Origin of the sequence: Phocaeicola faecalis, assembly GCF_021730445.1 — a bacterium.
Classification (GTDB): domain Bacteria; phylum Bacteroidota; class Bacteroidia; order Bacteroidales; family Bacteroidaceae; genus Phocaeicola; species Phocaeicola faecalis.
This window is the reverse complement of sequence record NZ_JADNRM010000001.1, coordinates 68,589-84,575: the sequence shown is the minus strand read 5'-3', so window position 1 is coordinate 84,575 and position 15,987 is coordinate 68,589. Positions and strand designations below refer to the sequence as shown.

Sequence of the window (15,987 nt, the reverse complement as noted above, 5' to 3'; positions counted from 1 at the left end):
AAGGCAGACAGGTATTCCGATAGAATCGCTACTTTTGCATAAACTTATATAATCCATGTATAATCAACATGACGAACCGAATCAATTTGAGATAACCCATCCCAATGGTGAGCTGTCAACCCTCTTTCCCATCGGACAGGCTACCCGCACTCCTTTGGGGAAAGTCTATTTTANGCTACTTTTGCATAAACTTATATAATCCATGTATAATCAACATGACGAACCGAATCAATTTGAGATAACCCATCCCAATGGTGAGCTGTCAACCCTCTTTCCCATCGGACAGGCTACCCGCACTCCTTTGGGGAAAGTCTATTTTATGATCATACTCAAAGGAAAAGCGTTGGTAGAGATAGACGGCAAAAGCTATCTGCTGCACGAACAGGCTTTTTTATTTCTTTTGCCGGGACATTTACTGCTGCAACTCTCGCATACGGAAGATTTTCTGTTTCAATACCTGTCGTTTCATTTTGATTTTCTGACAGATTTCCCTCTGCTGTTGAAAACGGATATATCCAATCAGGCAACCAATATGCCTTATTTGCAGATGGATGAAAAGGGTTTCTGTTTGATGAAAAGATATTATGATTTCATCCATGACCGTTATTCGGATACCGAATGCCCTGCGGATGCATTAAAAGGAATACTGTTTTCTTTTGTGCTTGAGGTAAGCAGAATGTATTCGGGCAGAAATGTTTCGGTAGAAGTTTCCCGGCAGGATGAATTGGTGGATGGTTTCTTCAGCTTGTTGCACAAATTCTGTACCCGGGAGCGGACAGCAGCTTTTTATGCAGATAAGCTGTGCATATCCGACAAGCACCTGATGCGAAGCATAAAAAGGCAAACCGGACAAACGTTTCATTTTTGGATGACGGACTTCATACTGCGTGAAGCAAAATTAATGCTGAAATCAACAGACGGAACAGTCACCGAAATTGCAGATAAACTCAATTTCCCGAACTCTTCTTTTTTCGCTCGTTTCTTTCGTAAATATACCGGACTATCGCCTGTGGAATTTAGAAATAAAGAATGAATCGGTTAAGAAAACAGCTTTTTCCAAATAGGCGAGATATTTCTTTGGCAAGGTCATTTGGCATATCCAATCCAGCACATTTTATTCCTTCTATCCGGCATTGACGGCTGCCCGAACCATAGATACAATAATAAATATCAGCATGATACCTGCCAAAGCTGCTTCGGCCCACAAATACCACAAGGCCATGCGGCGTATGGTGCGGTGGTATTTGGATATCCCGGTATTATTCCGTTGCTGCCGGACTATCGCGCCACAAAGGACAGGTGCGGCAAATATCAAGAATAGAAGTCCCAGACTTGACATTCCGGACGCAACCCAAAACAGTCCGGTCAGTATCTCCATCAGCAAACCGCCATAGATGATGAACAACAGAAGCAATGCACCTCTCGGCATGTGCGGCACACCTTCCCGCCGCATCTTTCGTATCAGTCGGGTATAGTAATTATCCTGCAATCCATAGCCACACTTTTTTGATTATAACAAAGAGAAACATGAGTGCAAGCACCGACAGGAATATACGATAGAACCAATCCTGAATACGTTCCCAAAGGGTAAATTCACGTTTATACTCCAATATTCCGTCAGGCTCTTCAAGGGAATTGCTCTGTCCGTCACAAATATTGTCACATTTTTTCCGCCTTGTCAGGAACTCCTGCGGATGTTGCTTGATGTAAGTGCCTATCATTCCGTATAGCTGTTTGTCATTTTTCATCAAGGCATAATATTCCTCATCAAGCGTATCGAAAAGCTTCTCCTTATAACTGTTGCAAAGACTTTCCTTCGTTCTGTCTTCCCATTGAGTTTGCAGATTGTCCTCATGGGCGGCGTAGCACTCGTTGGCACGCTTCACCACATCGGCTATCCGGTCGGCGCCCAATAGGGCAAAGGTACTTCGGGCACGTTCGGAACGGTCACCGCCCGAATTGTAATAATACTGGTTGAAACCGCCATTAAAGACTTCGGCATGCAATTCCACAGCACACATTATGCTATCAAACATTTCACACTCAGTATCACTTTCCAATTCTCCGTCTATGAATTTTCGGCATAGCTTGGCAGGCGGAAGCTGCTCTATTTGTTCCATCGTTATTGGTTCGGGACGGGCAAGACCGAAGATTTTCTTTATCCATTTCATCATATCTAAACTGTTTTATATTAGAATGCTACACAAAACTACGCGGTTTGCATACAATATACAAGCATATTCACGAAAAAGGTTATACAAAGTAAATTTGGAAACTTCTGAATGTTTGGAAGGCATATAAAAAAATACTATTTTTCATTTAACTGTTTGGGTTTAATGAGGAACTGCATTTTACTATTTGATTGACCTTGTTAATATTCTTTCTGTTACCCATGCTCTTTCTCCCTGCTTAGTTTTGCCACCCGAATATCAGGTAGCATACCGTCAGGTAAATAATCAAAAATATAAGCATTTTTATCCGTATTTTCTTTTCCTGTGGGGTGGGATGCAGCCATCTGGCGATGCGGGTACGTAACGTCAGGGGACGGGGCATCATCACTTCGGCAAGTTCTTCAAAGGTCTTGCAGGCGAAAATCGTTTGCCGGAAGTCGTTTACGCTGTCCCAACATTCTTCTTTGAACCAGCGTGTTTTAGGGTATCTTTCCGCTATTCTTTCTTGCAGTTGGCGTAAGGAGAAAGGTTCGGGGCAATCCTCGTACTCGTATTCAATGGAAATCACACGTCCCCGCATCCCGGTGAAATATCCGGCTATGCCTTTCCATTTCACCATGTGCGCCCCTGTTTCCACGTATTTAGTCCCGGTGGAATCGACTACGATATAGTTCTTCTTTTTTTTCAGCAGGTCGATATTGGTCGTTTGATGCAGTTCCTCTTCCCAAAACACATAAATCATATTGCCTTTGGGGGTAAAGCTGAATATCGGGTATTTTAATTTTGCTTTCATGGCTATTTCATCCTATTGTTGTTATTAATTATTTATAAATTATCTCCTTAAGGCTTTGCACTGTTATTGTTTCCTCCGGCTTATTTTATCATCGTTAGATATATCACTAATAGTAATATGTCAAATAAAAGAGGAATCATCCACAACAGCCACATAGGGATTGCATCCTTCCATATACTTTGACGATAGTGGTGCTTTATAGCCGCCACCCTGTCTTTATTGTATCTCAACAAGCACCATAGACCGGACGGAAGTGATATTGCGGCGAGCATTGGAAGAAAGAGAACCAACATCCCCATTATCGGATGAAGATTATCCGCTAAATTCATTTTTTCCAATATATTCCCCAGAATATCGGTATAGTGAGGCATCCAAAAAGGCAGAAGCGGCCAGAAAACAAACCCCATCCAATACTGTGTTATTAACCAATTGCCTGAACTGCTGAGATATTTCTTACTGTATCGCTCTCCCTGATAATAGAGGTAGTCGATAAAGTTGTACCTGTAATTTTGTGCTAGCCGAATTCTCCGGTTACGCTCAAAATAATTATCCGTTTTTTTTATTCCTTTCTTCATTTATGTACCCATTTAGCCAACAAAACAATCCACACCACCACCGCTACCACCGAGACAGCTACCGAAATCATATTCTTCCGGTCCGTGCAGCACTTCCGGTATGTATCTTCCCAGCGGTAGGACAGTTTGGTGTTCAAGCAGAACAGGACAATATGCGATGCGGCGACCACCAACCCCAGCACCCAATAATATTCATTATATATACGTGTGCCCAAGAGTTTGTCTATCCCGATAAACAGGATGGAGTAGAGGGCGAACGCAGGGGTGAGAAGTATCGCGAAGTAGAGGGAGACGCCTTGTGCCCTTTTGGTAAGGAAGCCAAATAGGTGCTTGACGAAATAACTGCTCGCTATAAACCAATATATATACCAATTCATTATCACAAACTTATTTTTCTAATCTACTATAAAGGTGTAATAAAACCAATAGGTAACCACCCAAACTATATCTCCTGCAAGCAAACATGCGATGCGCTGTTTGAATTTCAGGTTATACTTTTCTTCTTTCAATTGTCTCAGTTTAGGAAAGAATTCACTGGGTGAATAATGCCGCTTAAATAAATAGAATGGTGCAAATATAAACATTATCAGCATTTCCCATAATTGATAACTGACATTTCTGTTCTTTTCATTATTCCTGTCAATTCTCGCTTGTTCCGCACGTGCGGCAGCATCCAGCCTTTTCATAAAGGCTTCTTCTTTTTCTTCCATGATGTCGGCTATCACCTTGTCGGTTACGCCACGGTTGTACAGCTCTAGTTTTGCTTGCCTGACTTTCTTGTCCGGATATTCTCCAGTTACATTATTGGCAATCATCAACAGTTCGTTTGTGGAATATTCTTTTATTCTCATGGTTTATAATGGCTGGTAGGGAACAATCTATTTTTGATTTTTATCGGTTTGACTTAACTGATTGAAGAATAAACTTTTAGCTAATTATTTGAGAAATAGAGGTAACGATTTAGCAAGCGTGCGAATTTCAGTGTTGCTATGCTAGCAAATAACTCTCTTGTTTGCAAATATAAAAGTCCCCAATACGATAACACCGGATTGAGGACTAAGAACAATATTATGCACAATGTCATGCCGTTACATTCTGATGCGAGGCGAGCTACCGCACAAGGTAAAACGAACATTGCTATCACGATGACACACAACCAATAAACGTATTTCTTATTATGATGTTCCATATAAATATGGTTCACGTCCTTATATTGGTTTTATTGCTTTAAATTGTACATGAGGCACACCATCAATCGTCATAGACTTATCTTCGTGGAATCCTACTTTCTCTAAAACACGCCTTGATTTCAAGTTGTCGGTTTCAATGAGGGCATAGACACACGGAATCTTCAGTTTATTGAAAGCATAATCCATCAAAGCAATAGAAGCTTCTGTAGCATATCCTTTGCCCCAATATTTCCGTGCAAACCTATAACCCAAATCATAATAGCAAGGAAGAGCATTCATCGGTTCATTTACATATTTAAGTCCTGCCCATCCAATAAATTTATTGTTCTCCTTCAAAACAACAGCCCATCGCCCAATACCGAACGCATTATATTGTCCTCTTATGAAATCTATTATTTCAAGAATCCTCTTCTTGTTTTTCACGGGGGCGTTGCCGAGATATCTGTGTACCTCAGGGTCGGAGTCGAGTTCAAACATGGCATCTGCATCCGAAGGCAGTATTTCTCTTAAAATCAGACGTTCTGTTTCAATCATATTAAAAACGATTTTATTACATGATTATTTGATAAGACATTTGTGATTGTAAAAATGTAAAACGACAGGCAAAGATACATAAAGTGCCGTTCATGTGAAATGGTGAACAGCACTTTTTTTATTGTTTTCCAGCGAGATAAAACGATTATAACTTCATCTCCCTGCCTTTCCTTTGCGGCTGCATGGGTCGGTGTATGTTCTGCCGAAGTTTCTCAAATTGCTCTTTGAACCACTCGGCAATGAGCTTTCGGTCGATGGCAAGAACTAATTTTATCCCGTCCGTCGGGTCTTTCATCACTTGAACCCCAGCCTTTTCGGTCTTGAATTTCCGTCCGTGTTCCTCCGAATAGCGTTCCTCTGCATACTCCAACAGCTTTCCCTTGACGAGCGTTGCCGTCTGCCCGTCGCTGAACCCGACAAGGCGGCTGAGGTTTTCGATACGGAGCATTTCACGGAAATAGGGAAACCATGCCGCCGCCCTTGCGATTACCGTTTTCAGAAACGATATTTCCTCCTTGCGCCTCGCTTCCTTGTCCGCTATCTCCCTGCGGTGCTTCCGCCATTTATCGGCTGTGGTCGGTCTGCATGGTCTGTATGCAAGGTGACATTCCGCGCTTACTCGCTGCTACTTTCCGTTTCCAACGTACTCTTTCAGCGGAAGCCCCCATTTTCAGGGGTGGGCTGCTCTCAACACGTCAACCTTAATATATAGTAGTCAGACCGTTTAATGTTCATCCCTTCGCCCACGCAGTCAGGGNGAGACCTCCCCCGTTAAGAGCAGTAACTTTCATCTCATCCATCTGCCGGATTCACAACCGCAAGTTTCGGATAGCTATCGGACTTTGCCTTGACATGCAGACTGGTCCACTTGCGACTGTCTTATATCCGGTTTCTGTGCGTCAGACCGAGAATTTGCCTCCGGCTTCCTTCGGATTCCCCTTCACGGTGGACACCCTTGCTCTTGGCTAACGATTCCCACTATCAGGGCTCGTTCGGGACTTGCACCCTATAGTTACTACACATGCAGGGCAAACATGTTCGGCGGATAATCGACCGTTAAGGGAGATTTATCCGCTTGTTATGCGCCTTCTTATTGTGGATATTCAAGTTTCAAGCTCTTGCCGTCCAATGCAACCGCATCACTAAGGGTGATACCGAGCTTTTGTTCTTCTGAGAATCCGATGGTTTCGCCGTCATTCAAAGTTACATCGCAGTCTAAAACATATGTAACTATATCAAACAGGAAATCGCGGACATCATTCAAGTCGGCATTGGTAGCATAGACCTCCATTTCTTCTTTGCCAAATTTTCTCATTCCGTAGGTATATATACCTGCACATTCTTCGGTGCGATATACCCCAAACCACACCCAATCCAATATTGGCAATGCTTCATCATCTTGCTGCATAACAGATGCAACATCGCAATAAAACTGGGGTTGGAACACAGAGCCATCGGTATAGACCGCAATGGCTCTTTCTTGTTTGAGGCATGAAGAAACGACTTTTGTAAATAGTTTCCCTCGTTCCAATAGATTTGCATCTTTTCCTGATACAGAAACCAAGAGATGTGCTTTGTGGCTTTTAGTCACTTCTACTGCATCTTCCCACATATAATTCGCTCCTGCATAAAGTTCTGCTTCTTGATTAGGAACAGGTGCCGGCATAATGGCTACCGCAAGTGTAACATCGCCCATAACAGCTACCAACGCTTCGTCATTGCCTTCATATGGAATTTCTATGTTCCATTCGGCCTTGCAGTCGTTGATAAGTTTTTTTATATCCCATTCATTCTCTGATAATAGCACAGAGGCTACAAAAGCTCCGGTTGGATAATTTTCCTCTTTCATGTTCTTGTTGTTTTTTAGAATATTATATCTTTAGCGCATAATGGGGTGGTGAGAAACAGCGTTTAGCTGTTGGCTCGACCTTGTTAGCTACGTTCCTTATTGCTCCATTTTTCGTTTTACAATATCTATAAACTTCTCTTTAGTCATGAACTTATTTAGGAAATCTTCCAATGTTCCTTCATTAGTAACCTCTGTAAAAAACACCTCATGGTCTGTGCCCCACACTATTGGATTGTCGGGATTAAGGTCTGATAAACAGATGTAATGATAATTGGGATAACTCTCTGTACAAAGCAATCCCACAAAGTTAGGAGTGGCACAGTTTGAATGTTGGATGATTTCGTCCAAATCTACATCATCATCGGAAAACCAATCATTCCAATCTTCAAAATCTTTCGTGCCTTTTTGAAGTGGAGTGAAAGGTTTAGCTACCCAAAATAATTGTCCACGAGGTTCTTCACTTAATGTATAGTAGGCATCTACCATTTTCTTATAAAATGCCTCTCTATCATAATTGAACAATTCTATATTTTCATCCACCCAATCACCTACACCCATAATTGGCTCTGTGTCTTCGGCAGACAACCAAGGCGTATCTATTGGCTTTTTATACAATGCTGTATTGAAAGTTATGGCGCATAAATCTTCCTGTAAAGACATTCCTTTTACATTGGCAATATTACCACCTAATTGCTTTATTCGGTTTATAATTTCCTGTTTCATGACTTTTATTCGTTTGTAGCTAATGGCTAAGCGGGGAACGCTGTAAGCGTTATCCCGGTTTGTTATCGTTATCTTTTATGTTTCGTATCGCTGACTTGCCTAACACTTTATCAGTTTGCAATCTTTGTAGTACATCGGATTTGATACTATTAGGCATGACTTCTAAAGCTGAAAAGAAAGCATATCTAATATCTATATCTTCATGTATATCTAATACTCCATTTATGATTTCTTTTTGAATATCCATATATTCAGTGAAGTTTATAGCAGCACAAGCAGCATAGTTTCTCACATCATAATCTTTCTCATGCCTAAGAACCCATAAAAGGGATTGCGATACGATTTCTTTATCTGATTGGGCAAAAGAAGCTATCTCCAATATTTTTAGAGCCTCTATTCTCACCAAATCAAATTCTTCCGAATTAGTTATAATGGTTGATATAAGTTTCCATTTATTCGGTTGTTCATTAAATTCTATCTGTTTTAGAAATTCTATTTTTTCCCAGTCAGATAATTGTTCATATTCTATTTGCATATTCTACATGAATTAACGATAATGGTTTGGAAAGGAACGCCGTTTAGGGGTTATCTTTCCTTGTTACCAACTTAATTATTCACTTTCAGCAGCTTCTTGAAGATAATCTTCAATATCTTCTGGATTGTTTAACTCTAAAGCCCTTTGCGTATTTGAAGCATCAGGCGGCATCAATTCTACATTTATCAAAATATTCTTGCGTGATTGATTTTGCGCAAACAATTCCTCTTTATCAAGAATTGACATTGCTTTTACCATTACCATTAGCCTGAAATCCAATTCTTTTTTCCATGCTTCATCATTCAGATTATCAATGTTTGCTCTATGTTCAAAAAGTTGTTTAACATCACCAAAATATTCGTTATCTCCAAAAGCAAAATAGGGAGAGTCTGCATAAGACCACTTTACATCTTGTGCGTATGTTTTGGAATATTTTTGTGATACTCTGTCTAATGCTTCCCAAGACCATGCGGAAATAATGGGAGCAAGACCTTCTCCTGTTGTCAAAAGCACACAATAATAGAAATGTTCTCCATTATTAAACAACTTTTGGAAAGCCATTCTTGCGGCTTCTGTTATTGCTGCTGTAAGTTTTTCTGTTTCTTTATCCATAATGCTACTGTTGGTAATGGTTAGAAAGGAGTATCGTTAGATACTACCTTTCGTTGTTACCGATATTTTATTACCACAACCTTTGTTTTGGAAGTATTTCTATTTTTCCGTCTAATACATTAATGTAATAATAAGCTCCGAGCCAATTATATGCCTTTACTTTTTTATTGTCGAACGGCATTATATCAATAAAAGGAGCATCTAAATTGGGGTTCACATCTGCAACTTGCCATACTATTTCTCCTTGCAGATTTACCCCAACGATGTTTCTATTACATCTATGTTTGACCGGAATATTATACAATTTAACTACAATATCTTTGTAGCCTAATTGTTTTTTTACTTCCAAATCTTTTATATTCAACTTATCCATTATATTTTTTTATCGGTAATGGCTTAGTGGGGAACGCTGTAAGCGTTATCACGCCTCGTTATCAATATTTTAATCTGTTCTAATGTATGCGAATAATGTTTCTTGTTAGGTGTGAAGTACACATCCTTTAATATGGGATTTCCCAACAAAGGAGATAAGTCGCCGTTTTTACAATTCCAAAATCTGAATGATAACAAGGATTTCATGCTTTGGATAAATTTCAAATCGTCCAAATCTGAAATAAAAAGATTGTGAATATTCTGATTGTCTGCCAACACGGAATAATCACGTAGCTTACTATTCTTCTCAAATGAAACCTCTCCGATATAATCTAAACGGTTGATACTACTAATGTCGATTAGCTTTCTGTTATGTGCAAAAACTAATGTATCAATTTGAATTAAATCTTCTATGCCTTTCAAACATTCTATTTGTGATTGATAGATATGTAATGTTTTTATAGATTTCCAGTTGGAAAACAATGACATATCTTTTTCAGTCAATTTACTAATAACCGCACTTTCTAATTGTTCCAACTTATCCAAGTTCAGGAAGTTCTTATTATAAAAAATCCCAATATTTCGGAGTGATGAAAAACGAGTGAAATCTATATGTAAATCCACTTGCTGACAATAGAATGTTTCTAATCTTTCAAGGGAGTACATATATTCAAAGTTGGCTACATTCGTAGTATTAATATTCATAAAAGATAGGAATACAATTTGATTAGCGACTTTCTCAAAAAGTTTGAAATCCATTACCGCATCATCATCAATATTCCATGTGTCAATCTGTAAACCGTCACAATCATTTGCAAGGGCATATTCTATACCTTGCTCAAACTCTTTGGGTTCGAGCATTAGCTTTTTCTTGCATTTATTTGTTTCAGAATCATGTATTCGCATACTCAACTTTTTTATTGATAATGTCAAGCGGGGAACGCTGTTCAAGCGTTATCACGCTTTGTTATCCATATGTTTATGCCGTTGTTTCCCATTCACGTAGAATAAAGTGATTATTTGTTTCTATAAAGTCATAGGTTAAACTCCAATCTTCCTCATATTTATANGATAATGTCAAGCGGGGAACGCTGTTCAAGCGTTATCACGCTTTGTTATCCATATGTTTATGCCGTTGTTTCCCATTCACGTAGAATAAAGTGATTATTTGTTTCTATAAAGTCATAGGTTAAACTCCAATCTTCCTCATATTTATATGTATTGACAATGTTGTCTGTGATATTGCAATCAGATATAAAATTATTAAAATCATCTTCTAACAATATTATCTGTGATTTTTTGAAACTATTGAAATCAAGTCTTATTTGAGTTTCCACAAGGTTCAAGAAATCATCAACGCTGATTACACAAGTTCGATTGCAATAATAATATATAATAAATACTTCTCGTGTAGGAATTACATATTCTTTGTTCTTTATTTTATTCATATATTGAACTATTTATGGATAATGNTGAGTTTCCACAAGGTTCAAGAAATCATCAACGCTGATTACACAAGTTCGATTGCAATAATAATATATAATAAATACTTCTCGTGTAGGAATTACATATTCTTTGTTCTTTATTTTATTCATATATTGAACTATTTATGGATAATGGTTAGAAAGGAGCATCGTCAGATGCTATCTTTCGTCGTTAGTAGCTTAATTTACCTTTATCTTCATTGCGATATAAAAGGCTCATCAGCTTATTATAATTTTTCCCGTATAACAATATTTCATCATCATACACTCCGTATATATTCTCGCTCTCATCTGAAACCAGCACCATGTGACCTGCATATATTTCAGCAAATGGAACAATGGATGTAACCGATAGTTTTCTCGTTAATACAGGATGCAGATATTTATATGGATAGTCCTTTAACACTTTCTCCACTTGGAAATCAATATCTGATTGTGGGAAAGCTATCTTGTACCCATAGAAATTGCATAAGAAATCCATTAGTTTATCTGTTGGGTAATAATTTGCCCGGAAATATAAATCCAATAGATAATCTGTATCAATTATCGGCTCTCCTTTCCATTGATACCGATGTTGCAAATATTGTTTTACTTCTTCTTCCATATATTGCCCTTTTGTAATTGCACTATTGCTACTAATGTTTAGCAGGGAACGGCTTGTCCGTTATCCTGCGTTGTTAGCTGTATCTATTTTAGAAAATCCAAATCAAAATAATATTGAGTGTCATTCTTCGGATTTATGTAAATCGTTGCCGTTCCATAGTGTTGCAATAGCATTTCCAATGAAACCTTTTCCTTCAAGATTGCATCGCTGCGAAATGTTTTCGTCTTTCCGTTGTACTTGGTCGTGTATGTTACGGTGCATATTGCAGTGGACACTATTTGTTCCCTATGATAAATGTCGGGGAATAGATGACCGCTGACACTATTCCAAAATTGGATTTCCGATGAATTGAGTACCCCGAATATGGGTTCTTGCATCCTCGATTTCTTGGTATGCGATTTCTGTGCAGTGACCTTGCATTGGCTTAAATCAACGAATAATCGTATTCCACATTTCTTTATTTGTTTTGTTGCTTGTCTAATTCTATATCTATAAATGGCATCGCCAATAAGCCCGGAATTCAACCAAACAACCAATAAAATAGCTCCTGATATTCCGACAGCATACCATTTTGCAGCAAAGCAAATGCCCACACCGAATACATAAATCCAGATAAAAACAAATCCAAGTATTCTCAATATTTTATTCTCATAGATTTTCATATGGTATAATTACAGCTAATGGTTAGAAAGGAGCTTCGTTAGATGCTATCTTTCGTTGTTACCGATATATTTTATCATCCTCAAAATCTGGATTTATAATATAGAACCTTGGATAGTTCTCATTGCTATCATCTACGACCAAAATAAATCCATGTGTTGATACAAATCCGAAAAGATTTTTATCTAACACCTTGTTATTAACAAACGGATTAGATGTTGTAGAAAAGAATGTCCATAACACTTGCCCCGATGAATCGAGTTTTATTATGAATCCCTCATTACCCATTCCACCTTCACCATATAAATAATGATTTCCATTGTCTAACAGCAATTCTCCGAAAACATCGAATGATACCCATATATTGTCGGAATGCTGTTCTATCAATTTATCAATGGTTGTTTCGGATTGAAACAATAAGTCATACACTTTCCCATAGGTAGTTATAGCTTGAGTATTTCGTTTTGACTCTATGTATAGGTTATGTACTTTTCCTGTGTTATGGAAAAAACCATCTAATCCGACTATCTCTTGTTTATTCCAATGTTCTTGTATCATATCATTTATCGGTAATGTATTTATAAGAACACTGTTGGGTATCGGTTATCGAAATAACCGACACCCAACAGGTGTGGTTCCTAATCTCTAATAACCACCCCCACCGGCATCGGTTACCTTAGCAACCGACACCAGTCAGGTGCAGTCATTACTTTCTGACCATCCTCATACGGTTCACATTAAACCGTAGGTTCGGATGCCTCGCCCTTCTCATTCTCCCCCTTGTTTCCGCCGTTGGCAGAAGCGGCAGGCTTGGCAGCCTTCTGCCCGATAACCTCGCGCTTATAGTGCACGATTTCAGTGTTCATGTAGTCAATGAAATTGGCAAAATCGGCTTCACCCTGCACCAGAGCCAATGCGTTCACCATGCGGACAAACTCGCGGTAAGCGGCATCCGAGGCGGCGCGGGCCGACTTCATGGCACCCACCGTCTGCGTGGTGCGCTCGTCTGTACGGCTGGCGGTGAGCGTGCGCACACGTTCGTTTGCCACCTTCAGTTGGGCGACAAAGGCGGTAAGGCCCAACGCTTCCACCTGAGACTTGTACTTGATTTCCAAGTCGTCAACAAAATTGATGAGCAGACCTGTTTCCTTATCCAGTTGAGCGGAAGGATTGATGTTATAATCTTTCAAATGCTGCCACAGCGTGCGGTAGGCCTGCGCCATCGGCTCCACGGGGAAATCCTTGAATCCGGCAACGGCCTTGCGGTAACCGCTGTAAAGGGAGTCGCGCAGGTGGTCGGCTTCCACAATGTCGTCGGTCAACAGGCTTTTCTGCGAAGTCTTCAACGCTTCGTCCTCTGCCTGCCATGCGCTGCGCAGGGTGGCGAGCAGGGCGGTGGTGGCGGTTTTCACTTTTTCGTCGGCATCGGCATGAGCCATTACGTTGGTGAGGTACATGTAGTGCGCGCCGTTATTCATACGTTCGAGGCTGATGTTTTCAATCTGTTTCATTTCTATGCGATTTAAATTAATGTTTTGCCGAAAACCGGGTTTCCGGCGGTTTGTTGTTCTTTTTGACAAGGAAATCGGGCGTTCCGGGGTTCACTGCGGATTTTTTGGAGCTAGAAAGAGAGTTTCCCGGGGCAAAACATTCGTTGCGGACTCGGAAACGCGGTTTCGGGGAGCACGACGCTGGTCGCGGCCTCGTCCTTGCGGTTTCCTGTTCAAAAGTAAGCATTTTTATGCTACAAACGTTGTTTCTGTGTACAAAAGATTCATGGGGATGCAAAAAACGCGGTTTCCGGGGGCGAAAAAGCCGATTTTATCCCGAAAACCACGTTTCCTGCATCACAGAGAACTTTTTGAAGACCGCGACAAGGTTTCCGGCCTTGTCAACCGAATATCGGTAGAGTGACTTTCAGATTGGGGTATTTGTCGCCCAGTTGTTTCAGGAAATCGTTGGCTATGACGATGGCCTGCACCGTTTCTGCGGGGTCGGTCGGAATTTCCGGTATCTCCGTGAATATCAGGCAGGAGTAGAGGATAAGTTCCACCGGCTTGCCGTCCGTCTGCAATGAAAGTTTGTAGACGCGCACGTTCTCTCCGCGTGCCATGGCCTGTGCTTTCAACTGCCCTTCGAGGGGGATTTCGGCCAGTCGGGAGTTTTCCAGCCGGGAGCGGTTGAAGATGAGGTGACGGTCGATTTCACCGTCCGTATCAGTGTCCAGCAGGTGCAGGTTGTCACCGCTTAAAACCAGATATTTGGGCGTGTTTACGGTGGTGAAACGGACTGTGCCGAGGGTTGCCATTCCTTTCAGGCGGTCTTTTACTCCTTCCTTCAGGGCGCTCGCTACGCTGGTTTCGGCATTGGCATAGTTGAAGGCGTCGATGGTTTCTTCTCCCATCGCTTTTTTCAGGAAAGAGAGGTCGGTGGCGAGAAGGTTTTGCCGATAGAGGGAAGCGTTGGCAAATTCAGCTTTGAAGTCCGCTTTGCTCACTTCCTCTGCCTGTCTTGCGTTTTTACGTTTCAGGTAGAATTGATAATAGCCCACGTACAGGACTACGAAGACGATGAAGATAATGTAATAGAATGTCATGGTTTTTGTTTTTATTTATGTTATTAAATCTGTGATTTCAAACTTCGGTCGCTTCCACATTTTTCTTCTTTCGCGGAGCGATTCCCCGGCCGATGAGGACAAGGAGCACAAGCCCCACCACTTTGCCGCCATAACGGGTGTAGAAGCCCAGTTTGTTCAGTTCTTTCCCGTCCAGGCGGTTCTCTTCCAAGATGGCGGCAAGCTGCTCTTCCGTCAGCTCATAATAGGTGTCTTCTTTGCCGCAATAGCCCACCAGACGGGGTTCTTCCTCAATGTACAGGGGCAGCAGGTAGGCAATGTTGAACTCCCGGTGAAGGGTGGCCAGGTCGATGTAGTTTCCGTCGTCGGTCCGGTAGTCCTCGGTATCGGGCAAATCCGCCACTTTGGTTAACACTTCGCGGTCGCCGAAGGGGATTCTCGCACCCCGGGCGGATGCAGCCGGGCAGGATAGTAACAGGATGCCGACTGCCACAAATAAGAATTTCAGCATTTTCATTTTGTATAGTTTTAAGTAATGAATGGAGAGGTATTTTAAATGCCTCCGCTGCAAATATATGGGAAAGAAAGAAGAAAAACAAAACAATCGTTTGGTTTTTGTGCGTTAAAAGGCTAGATACTGAAAATCAGGCTTTCAGCAGGGAGTAGATATAGTGGAAAGTCTCGGTAAGTTGGGCAATGTCCAGTCCGTTCAGGAAAGAGTGTTCGTAGCCCATCCCCATAAATGTCTGCCGGAACAGCACGGCGGATTTCCTGACATCGGTGTCGGGACGGAGTTCGCCGCTGTCCTTGGCACGCTGTATGACGTCGGCCCATAGGCGGAATTCCTGCTCGTAGAGCCGGGCTATTTTTTGCTGCGCATTGGGATAATACATTCTCACTTGGGCAAAGAAATTATAATAATAAAAGTTCAGGCTGCAATCGTTGGGGGTGTGGTCTTCGTCCACCAACAGCTTGATGCGCTTCATGGTGGTTGTCACACCTTGTATATATTGTTCGATAAATTCGGCAAGGGTGCCTGCCGTCAGGTCGAACTTATTTTCGGGTTGTTGCGCCCTGAATACAAATTTATCCGCGACGGCCATAAACAAATCCTGCTTGTAGGGAAAGTAATAAATGATGCCTGCCCTCGACAAGCCGCATGCCTTGGCTATCTCCGTAAAACTGGCTTTTTCGTAATTCATCCTTACAAATACCCTGAATGCGTTATCCAGCACTTCATCCCTGTTCGTTATCATATTTTTTTCTGTTTTTTTTAGGGCCTGTTCCAATTTTCACCGGCTTTGTCGTGG

22 protein-coding genes and 1 pseudogene are annotated in these 15,987 nt (G+C 41.1%); 1 reads left to right on the top strand and 22 read right to left on the bottom strand.

Annotated elements, in window-relative coordinates; translation table 11 throughout:
• Window positions 1–202: 202 nt before the first annotated feature.
• Window positions 203–1,033, top strand: a complete 831-nt coding sequence (locus tag IR173_RS00420; RefSeq protein ID WP_237037734.1) for a helix-turn-helix domain-containing protein — start codon at window positions 203–205, stop codon at window positions 1,031–1,033.
• 90 nt (window positions 1,034–1,123) lie between these two features.
• Here IR173_RS00420 and IR173_RS00415 read toward each other — a convergent pair whose 3' ends face one another.
• From IR173_RS00415 to IR173_RS00310, 22 genes and pseudogenes are all read right to left on the bottom strand, one after another.
• Complete coding sequence (locus IR173_RS00415; protein WP_237037733.1) at window positions 1,124–1,489, bottom strand: hypothetical protein; 366 nt, start codon at window positions 1,487–1,489, stop codon at window positions 1,124–1,126.
• Complete coding sequence (locus IR173_RS00410; protein ID WP_237037732.1) at window positions 1,479–2,174, bottom strand: DMP19 family protein; 696 nt, start codon at window positions 2,172–2,174, stop codon at window positions 1,479–1,481. The genes IR173_RS00415 and IR173_RS00410 overlap by 11 nt, the downstream gene beginning before the upstream one ends.
• 235 nt (window positions 2,175–2,409) lie before the next feature.
• Window positions 2,410–2,964 carry a hypothetical protein gene (locus tag IR173_RS00405; RefSeq protein ID WP_237037731.1) on the bottom strand — a complete coding sequence of 185 codons (555 nt, stop codon included), beginning with the start codon at window positions 2,962–2,964 and terminating at the stop codon, window positions 2,410–2,412.
• Window positions 2,965–3,044: 80 nt separating this feature from the next.
• On the bottom strand, window positions 3,045–3,539 hold the full coding sequence (locus tag IR173_RS00400; RefSeq protein ID WP_237037730.1) for a hypothetical protein: 495 nt from the start codon (window positions 3,537–3,539) through the stop codon (window positions 3,045–3,047).
• Window positions 3,536–3,916: a hypothetical protein gene (locus tag IR173_RS00395; protein WP_237037729.1), complete on the bottom strand. Its 381-nt coding sequence runs from the start codon at window positions 3,914–3,916 to the stop codon at window positions 3,536–3,538. Before IR173_RS00395 ends, IR173_RS00400 begins: the two co-directional genes overlap by 4 nt.
• Before the next feature lie 18 nt (window positions 3,917–3,934).
• On the bottom strand, window positions 3,935–4,390 hold the full coding sequence (locus IR173_RS00390; protein WP_237037728.1) for a transcription initiation factor IID: 456 nt from the start codon (window positions 4,388–4,390) through the stop codon (window positions 3,935–3,937).
• A 357-nt stretch (window positions 4,391–4,747) separates the two neighbouring features.
• The gene (locus IR173_RS00385; RefSeq protein WP_237037727.1) at window positions 4,748–5,263 is read right to left on the bottom strand and encodes a GNAT family N-acetyltransferase; all 516 of its coding nucleotides are present in this window, start codon (window positions 5,261–5,263) and stop codon (window positions 4,748–4,750) included.
• Between the two features lie 145 nt (window positions 5,264–5,408).
• Window positions 5,409–5,859: pseudogene (locus tag IR173_RS00380) on the bottom strand (MobV family relaxase); the annotation flags it as partial.
• Between the two features lie 494 nt (window positions 5,860–6,353).
• Window positions 6,354–7,112: a DUF4261 domain-containing protein gene (locus IR173_RS00375; protein WP_237037726.1), complete on the bottom strand. Its 759-nt coding sequence runs from the start codon at window positions 7,110–7,112 to the stop codon at window positions 6,354–6,356.
• Between the two features lie 96 nt (window positions 7,113–7,208).
• Window positions 7,209–7,835: a hypothetical protein gene (locus tag IR173_RS00370; protein ID WP_237037725.1), complete on the bottom strand. Its 627-nt coding sequence runs from the start codon at window positions 7,833–7,835 to the stop codon at window positions 7,209–7,211.
• Window positions 7,836–7,884: 49 nt separating this feature from the next.
• Entirely contained in the window at window positions 7,885–8,370 is a 486-nt protein-coding gene (locus IR173_RS00365) for a hypothetical protein (RefSeq protein WP_237037724.1), read from the bottom strand.
• 75 nt (window positions 8,371–8,445) lie between these two features.
• Window positions 8,446–8,982: a DUF4303 domain-containing protein gene (locus tag IR173_RS00360; protein ID WP_237037723.1), complete on the bottom strand. Its 537-nt coding sequence runs from the start codon at window positions 8,980–8,982 to the stop codon at window positions 8,446–8,448.
• Between the two features lie 70 nt (window positions 8,983–9,052).
• Complete coding sequence (locus tag IR173_RS00355; protein WP_237037722.1) at window positions 9,053–9,355, bottom strand: hypothetical protein; 303 nt, start codon at window positions 9,353–9,355, stop codon at window positions 9,053–9,055.
• Between the two features lie 23 nt (window positions 9,356–9,378).
• Window positions 9,379–10,260 carry a hypothetical protein gene (locus IR173_RS00350; RefSeq protein WP_237037721.1) on the bottom strand — a complete coding sequence of 294 codons (882 nt, stop codon included), beginning with the start codon at window positions 10,258–10,260 and terminating at the stop codon, window positions 9,379–9,381.
• 221 nt (window positions 10,261–10,481) lie between these two features.
• Window positions 10,482–10,802 (bottom strand): hypothetical protein, encoded by a 321-nt coding sequence (locus IR173_RS00345; protein WP_237037720.1) that lies wholly within the window; start codon window positions 10,800–10,802, stop codon window positions 10,482–10,484.
• Window positions 10,803–11,010: 208 nt separating this feature from the next.
• The gene (locus IR173_RS00340; protein ID WP_237037719.1) at window positions 11,011–11,442 is read right to left on the bottom strand and encodes a hypothetical protein; all 432 of its coding nucleotides are present in this window, start codon (window positions 11,440–11,442) and stop codon (window positions 11,011–11,013) included.
• 83 nt (window positions 11,443–11,525) lie between these two features.
• Window positions 11,526–12,104, bottom strand: coding sequence for a hypothetical protein (locus tag IR173_RS00335; RefSeq protein ID WP_237037718.1), 579 nt, complete (start codon window positions 12,102–12,104; stop codon window positions 11,526–11,528).
• A 58-nt stretch (window positions 12,105–12,162) separates the two neighbouring features.
• Window positions 12,163–12,660, bottom strand: a complete 498-nt coding sequence (locus IR173_RS00330) for a hypothetical protein (protein ID WP_237037717.1) — start codon at window positions 12,658–12,660, stop codon at window positions 12,163–12,165.
• A 179-nt stretch (window positions 12,661–12,839) separates the two neighbouring features.
• Window positions 12,840–13,613, bottom strand: a complete 774-nt coding sequence (locus IR173_RS00325) for a DUF6261 family protein (RefSeq protein WP_237037716.1) — start codon at window positions 13,611–13,613, stop codon at window positions 12,840–12,842.
• A 380-nt stretch (window positions 13,614–13,993) separates the two neighbouring features.
• Window positions 13,994–14,698, bottom strand: a complete 705-nt coding sequence (locus IR173_RS00320) for a hypothetical protein (protein WP_237037715.1) — start codon at window positions 14,696–14,698, stop codon at window positions 13,994–13,996.
• A gap of 37 nt (window positions 14,699–14,735) precedes the next feature.
• Window positions 14,736–15,194 (bottom strand): hypothetical protein, encoded by a 459-nt coding sequence (locus IR173_RS00315; RefSeq protein WP_317207915.1) that lies wholly within the window; start codon window positions 15,192–15,194, stop codon window positions 14,736–14,738.
• 127 nt (window positions 15,195–15,321) lie between these two features.
• Window positions 15,322–15,933: a TetR/AcrR family transcriptional regulator gene (locus tag IR173_RS00310; protein WP_237037713.1), complete on the bottom strand. Its 612-nt coding sequence runs from the start codon at window positions 15,931–15,933 to the stop codon at window positions 15,322–15,324.
• Between the last annotated feature and the right edge of the window lie 54 nt (window positions 15,934–15,987).

Bases quoted from the DNA above. Each gene is read 5' to 3' on its own strand.
- IR173_RS00420 (WP_237037734.1), top strand. From the start codon at position 203: ATGTATAATCAACATGACGAACCGAATCAATTTGAGATAACCCATCCC.
- IR173_RS00410 (WP_237037732.1), bottom strand. From the start codon at position 2,174: ATGATGAAATGGATAAAGAAAATCTTCGGTCTTGCCCGTCCCGAACCA.
- IR173_RS00405 (WP_237037731.1), bottom strand. From the start codon at position 2,964: ATGAAAGCAAAATTAAAATACCCGATATTCAGCTTTACCCCCAAAGGC.
- IR173_RS00400 (WP_237037730.1), bottom strand. From the start codon at position 3,539: ATGAAGAAAGGAATAAAAAAAACGGATAATTATTTTGAGCGTAACCGG.
- IR173_RS00395 (WP_237037729.1), bottom strand. From the start codon at position 3,916: ATGAATTGGTATATATATTGGTTTATAGCGAGCAGTTATTTCGTCAAG.
- IR173_RS00390 (WP_237037728.1), bottom strand. From the start codon at position 4,390: ATGAGAATAAAAGAATATTCCACAAACGAACTGTTGATGATTGCCAAT.
- IR173_RS00385 (WP_237037727.1), bottom strand. From the start codon at position 5,263: ATGATTGAAACAGAACGTCTGATTTTAAGAGAAATACTGCCTTCGGAT.
- IR173_RS00375 (WP_237037726.1), bottom strand. From the start codon at position 7,112: ATGAAAGAGGAAAATTATCCAACCGGAGCTTTTGTAGCCTCTGTGCTA.
- IR173_RS00370 (WP_237037725.1), bottom strand. From the start codon at position 7,835: ATGAAACAGGAAATTATAAACCGAATAAAGCAATTAGGTGGTAATATT.
- IR173_RS00365 (WP_237037724.1), bottom strand. From the start codon at position 8,370: ATGCAAATAGAATATGAACAATTATCTGACTGGGAAAAAATAGAATTT.
- IR173_RS00360 (WP_237037723.1), bottom strand. From the start codon at position 8,982: ATGGATAAAGAAACAGAAAAACTTACAGCAGCAATAACAGAAGCCGCA.
- IR173_RS00355 (WP_237037722.1), bottom strand. From the start codon at position 9,355: ATGGATAAGTTGAATATAAAAGATTTGGAAGTAAAAAAACAATTAGGC.
- IR173_RS00350 (WP_237037721.1), bottom strand. From the start codon at position 10,260: ATGCGAATACATGATTCTGAAACAAATAAATGCAAGAAAAAGCTAATG.
- IR173_RS00345 (WP_237037720.1), bottom strand. From the start codon at position 10,802: ATGAATAAAATAAAGAACAAAGAATATGTAATTCCTACACGAGAAGTA.
- IR173_RS00340 (WP_237037719.1), bottom strand. From the start codon at position 11,442: ATGGAAGAAGAAGTAAAACAATATTTGCAACATCGGTATCAATGGAAA.
- IR173_RS00335 (WP_237037718.1), bottom strand. From the start codon at position 12,104: ATGAAAATCTATGAGAATAAAATATTGAGAATACTTGGATTTGTTTTT.
- IR173_RS00330 (WP_237037717.1), bottom strand. From the start codon at position 12,660: ATGATACAAGAACATTGGAATAAACAAGAGATAGTCGGATTAGATGGT.
- IR173_RS00325 (WP_237037716.1), bottom strand. From the start codon at position 13,613: ATGAAACAGATTGAAAACATCAGCCTCGAACGTATGAATAACGGCGCG.
- IR173_RS00320 (WP_237037715.1), bottom strand. From the start codon at position 14,698: ATGACATTCTATTACATTATCTTCATCGTCTTCGTAGTCCTGTACGTG.
- IR173_RS00315 (WP_317207915.1), bottom strand. From the start codon at position 15,194: ATGAAAATGCTGAAATTCTTATTTGTGGCAGTCGGCATCCTGTTACTA.
- IR173_RS00310 (WP_237037713.1), bottom strand. From the start codon at position 15,933: ATGATAACGAACAGGGATGAAGTGCTGGATAACGCATTCAGGGTATTT.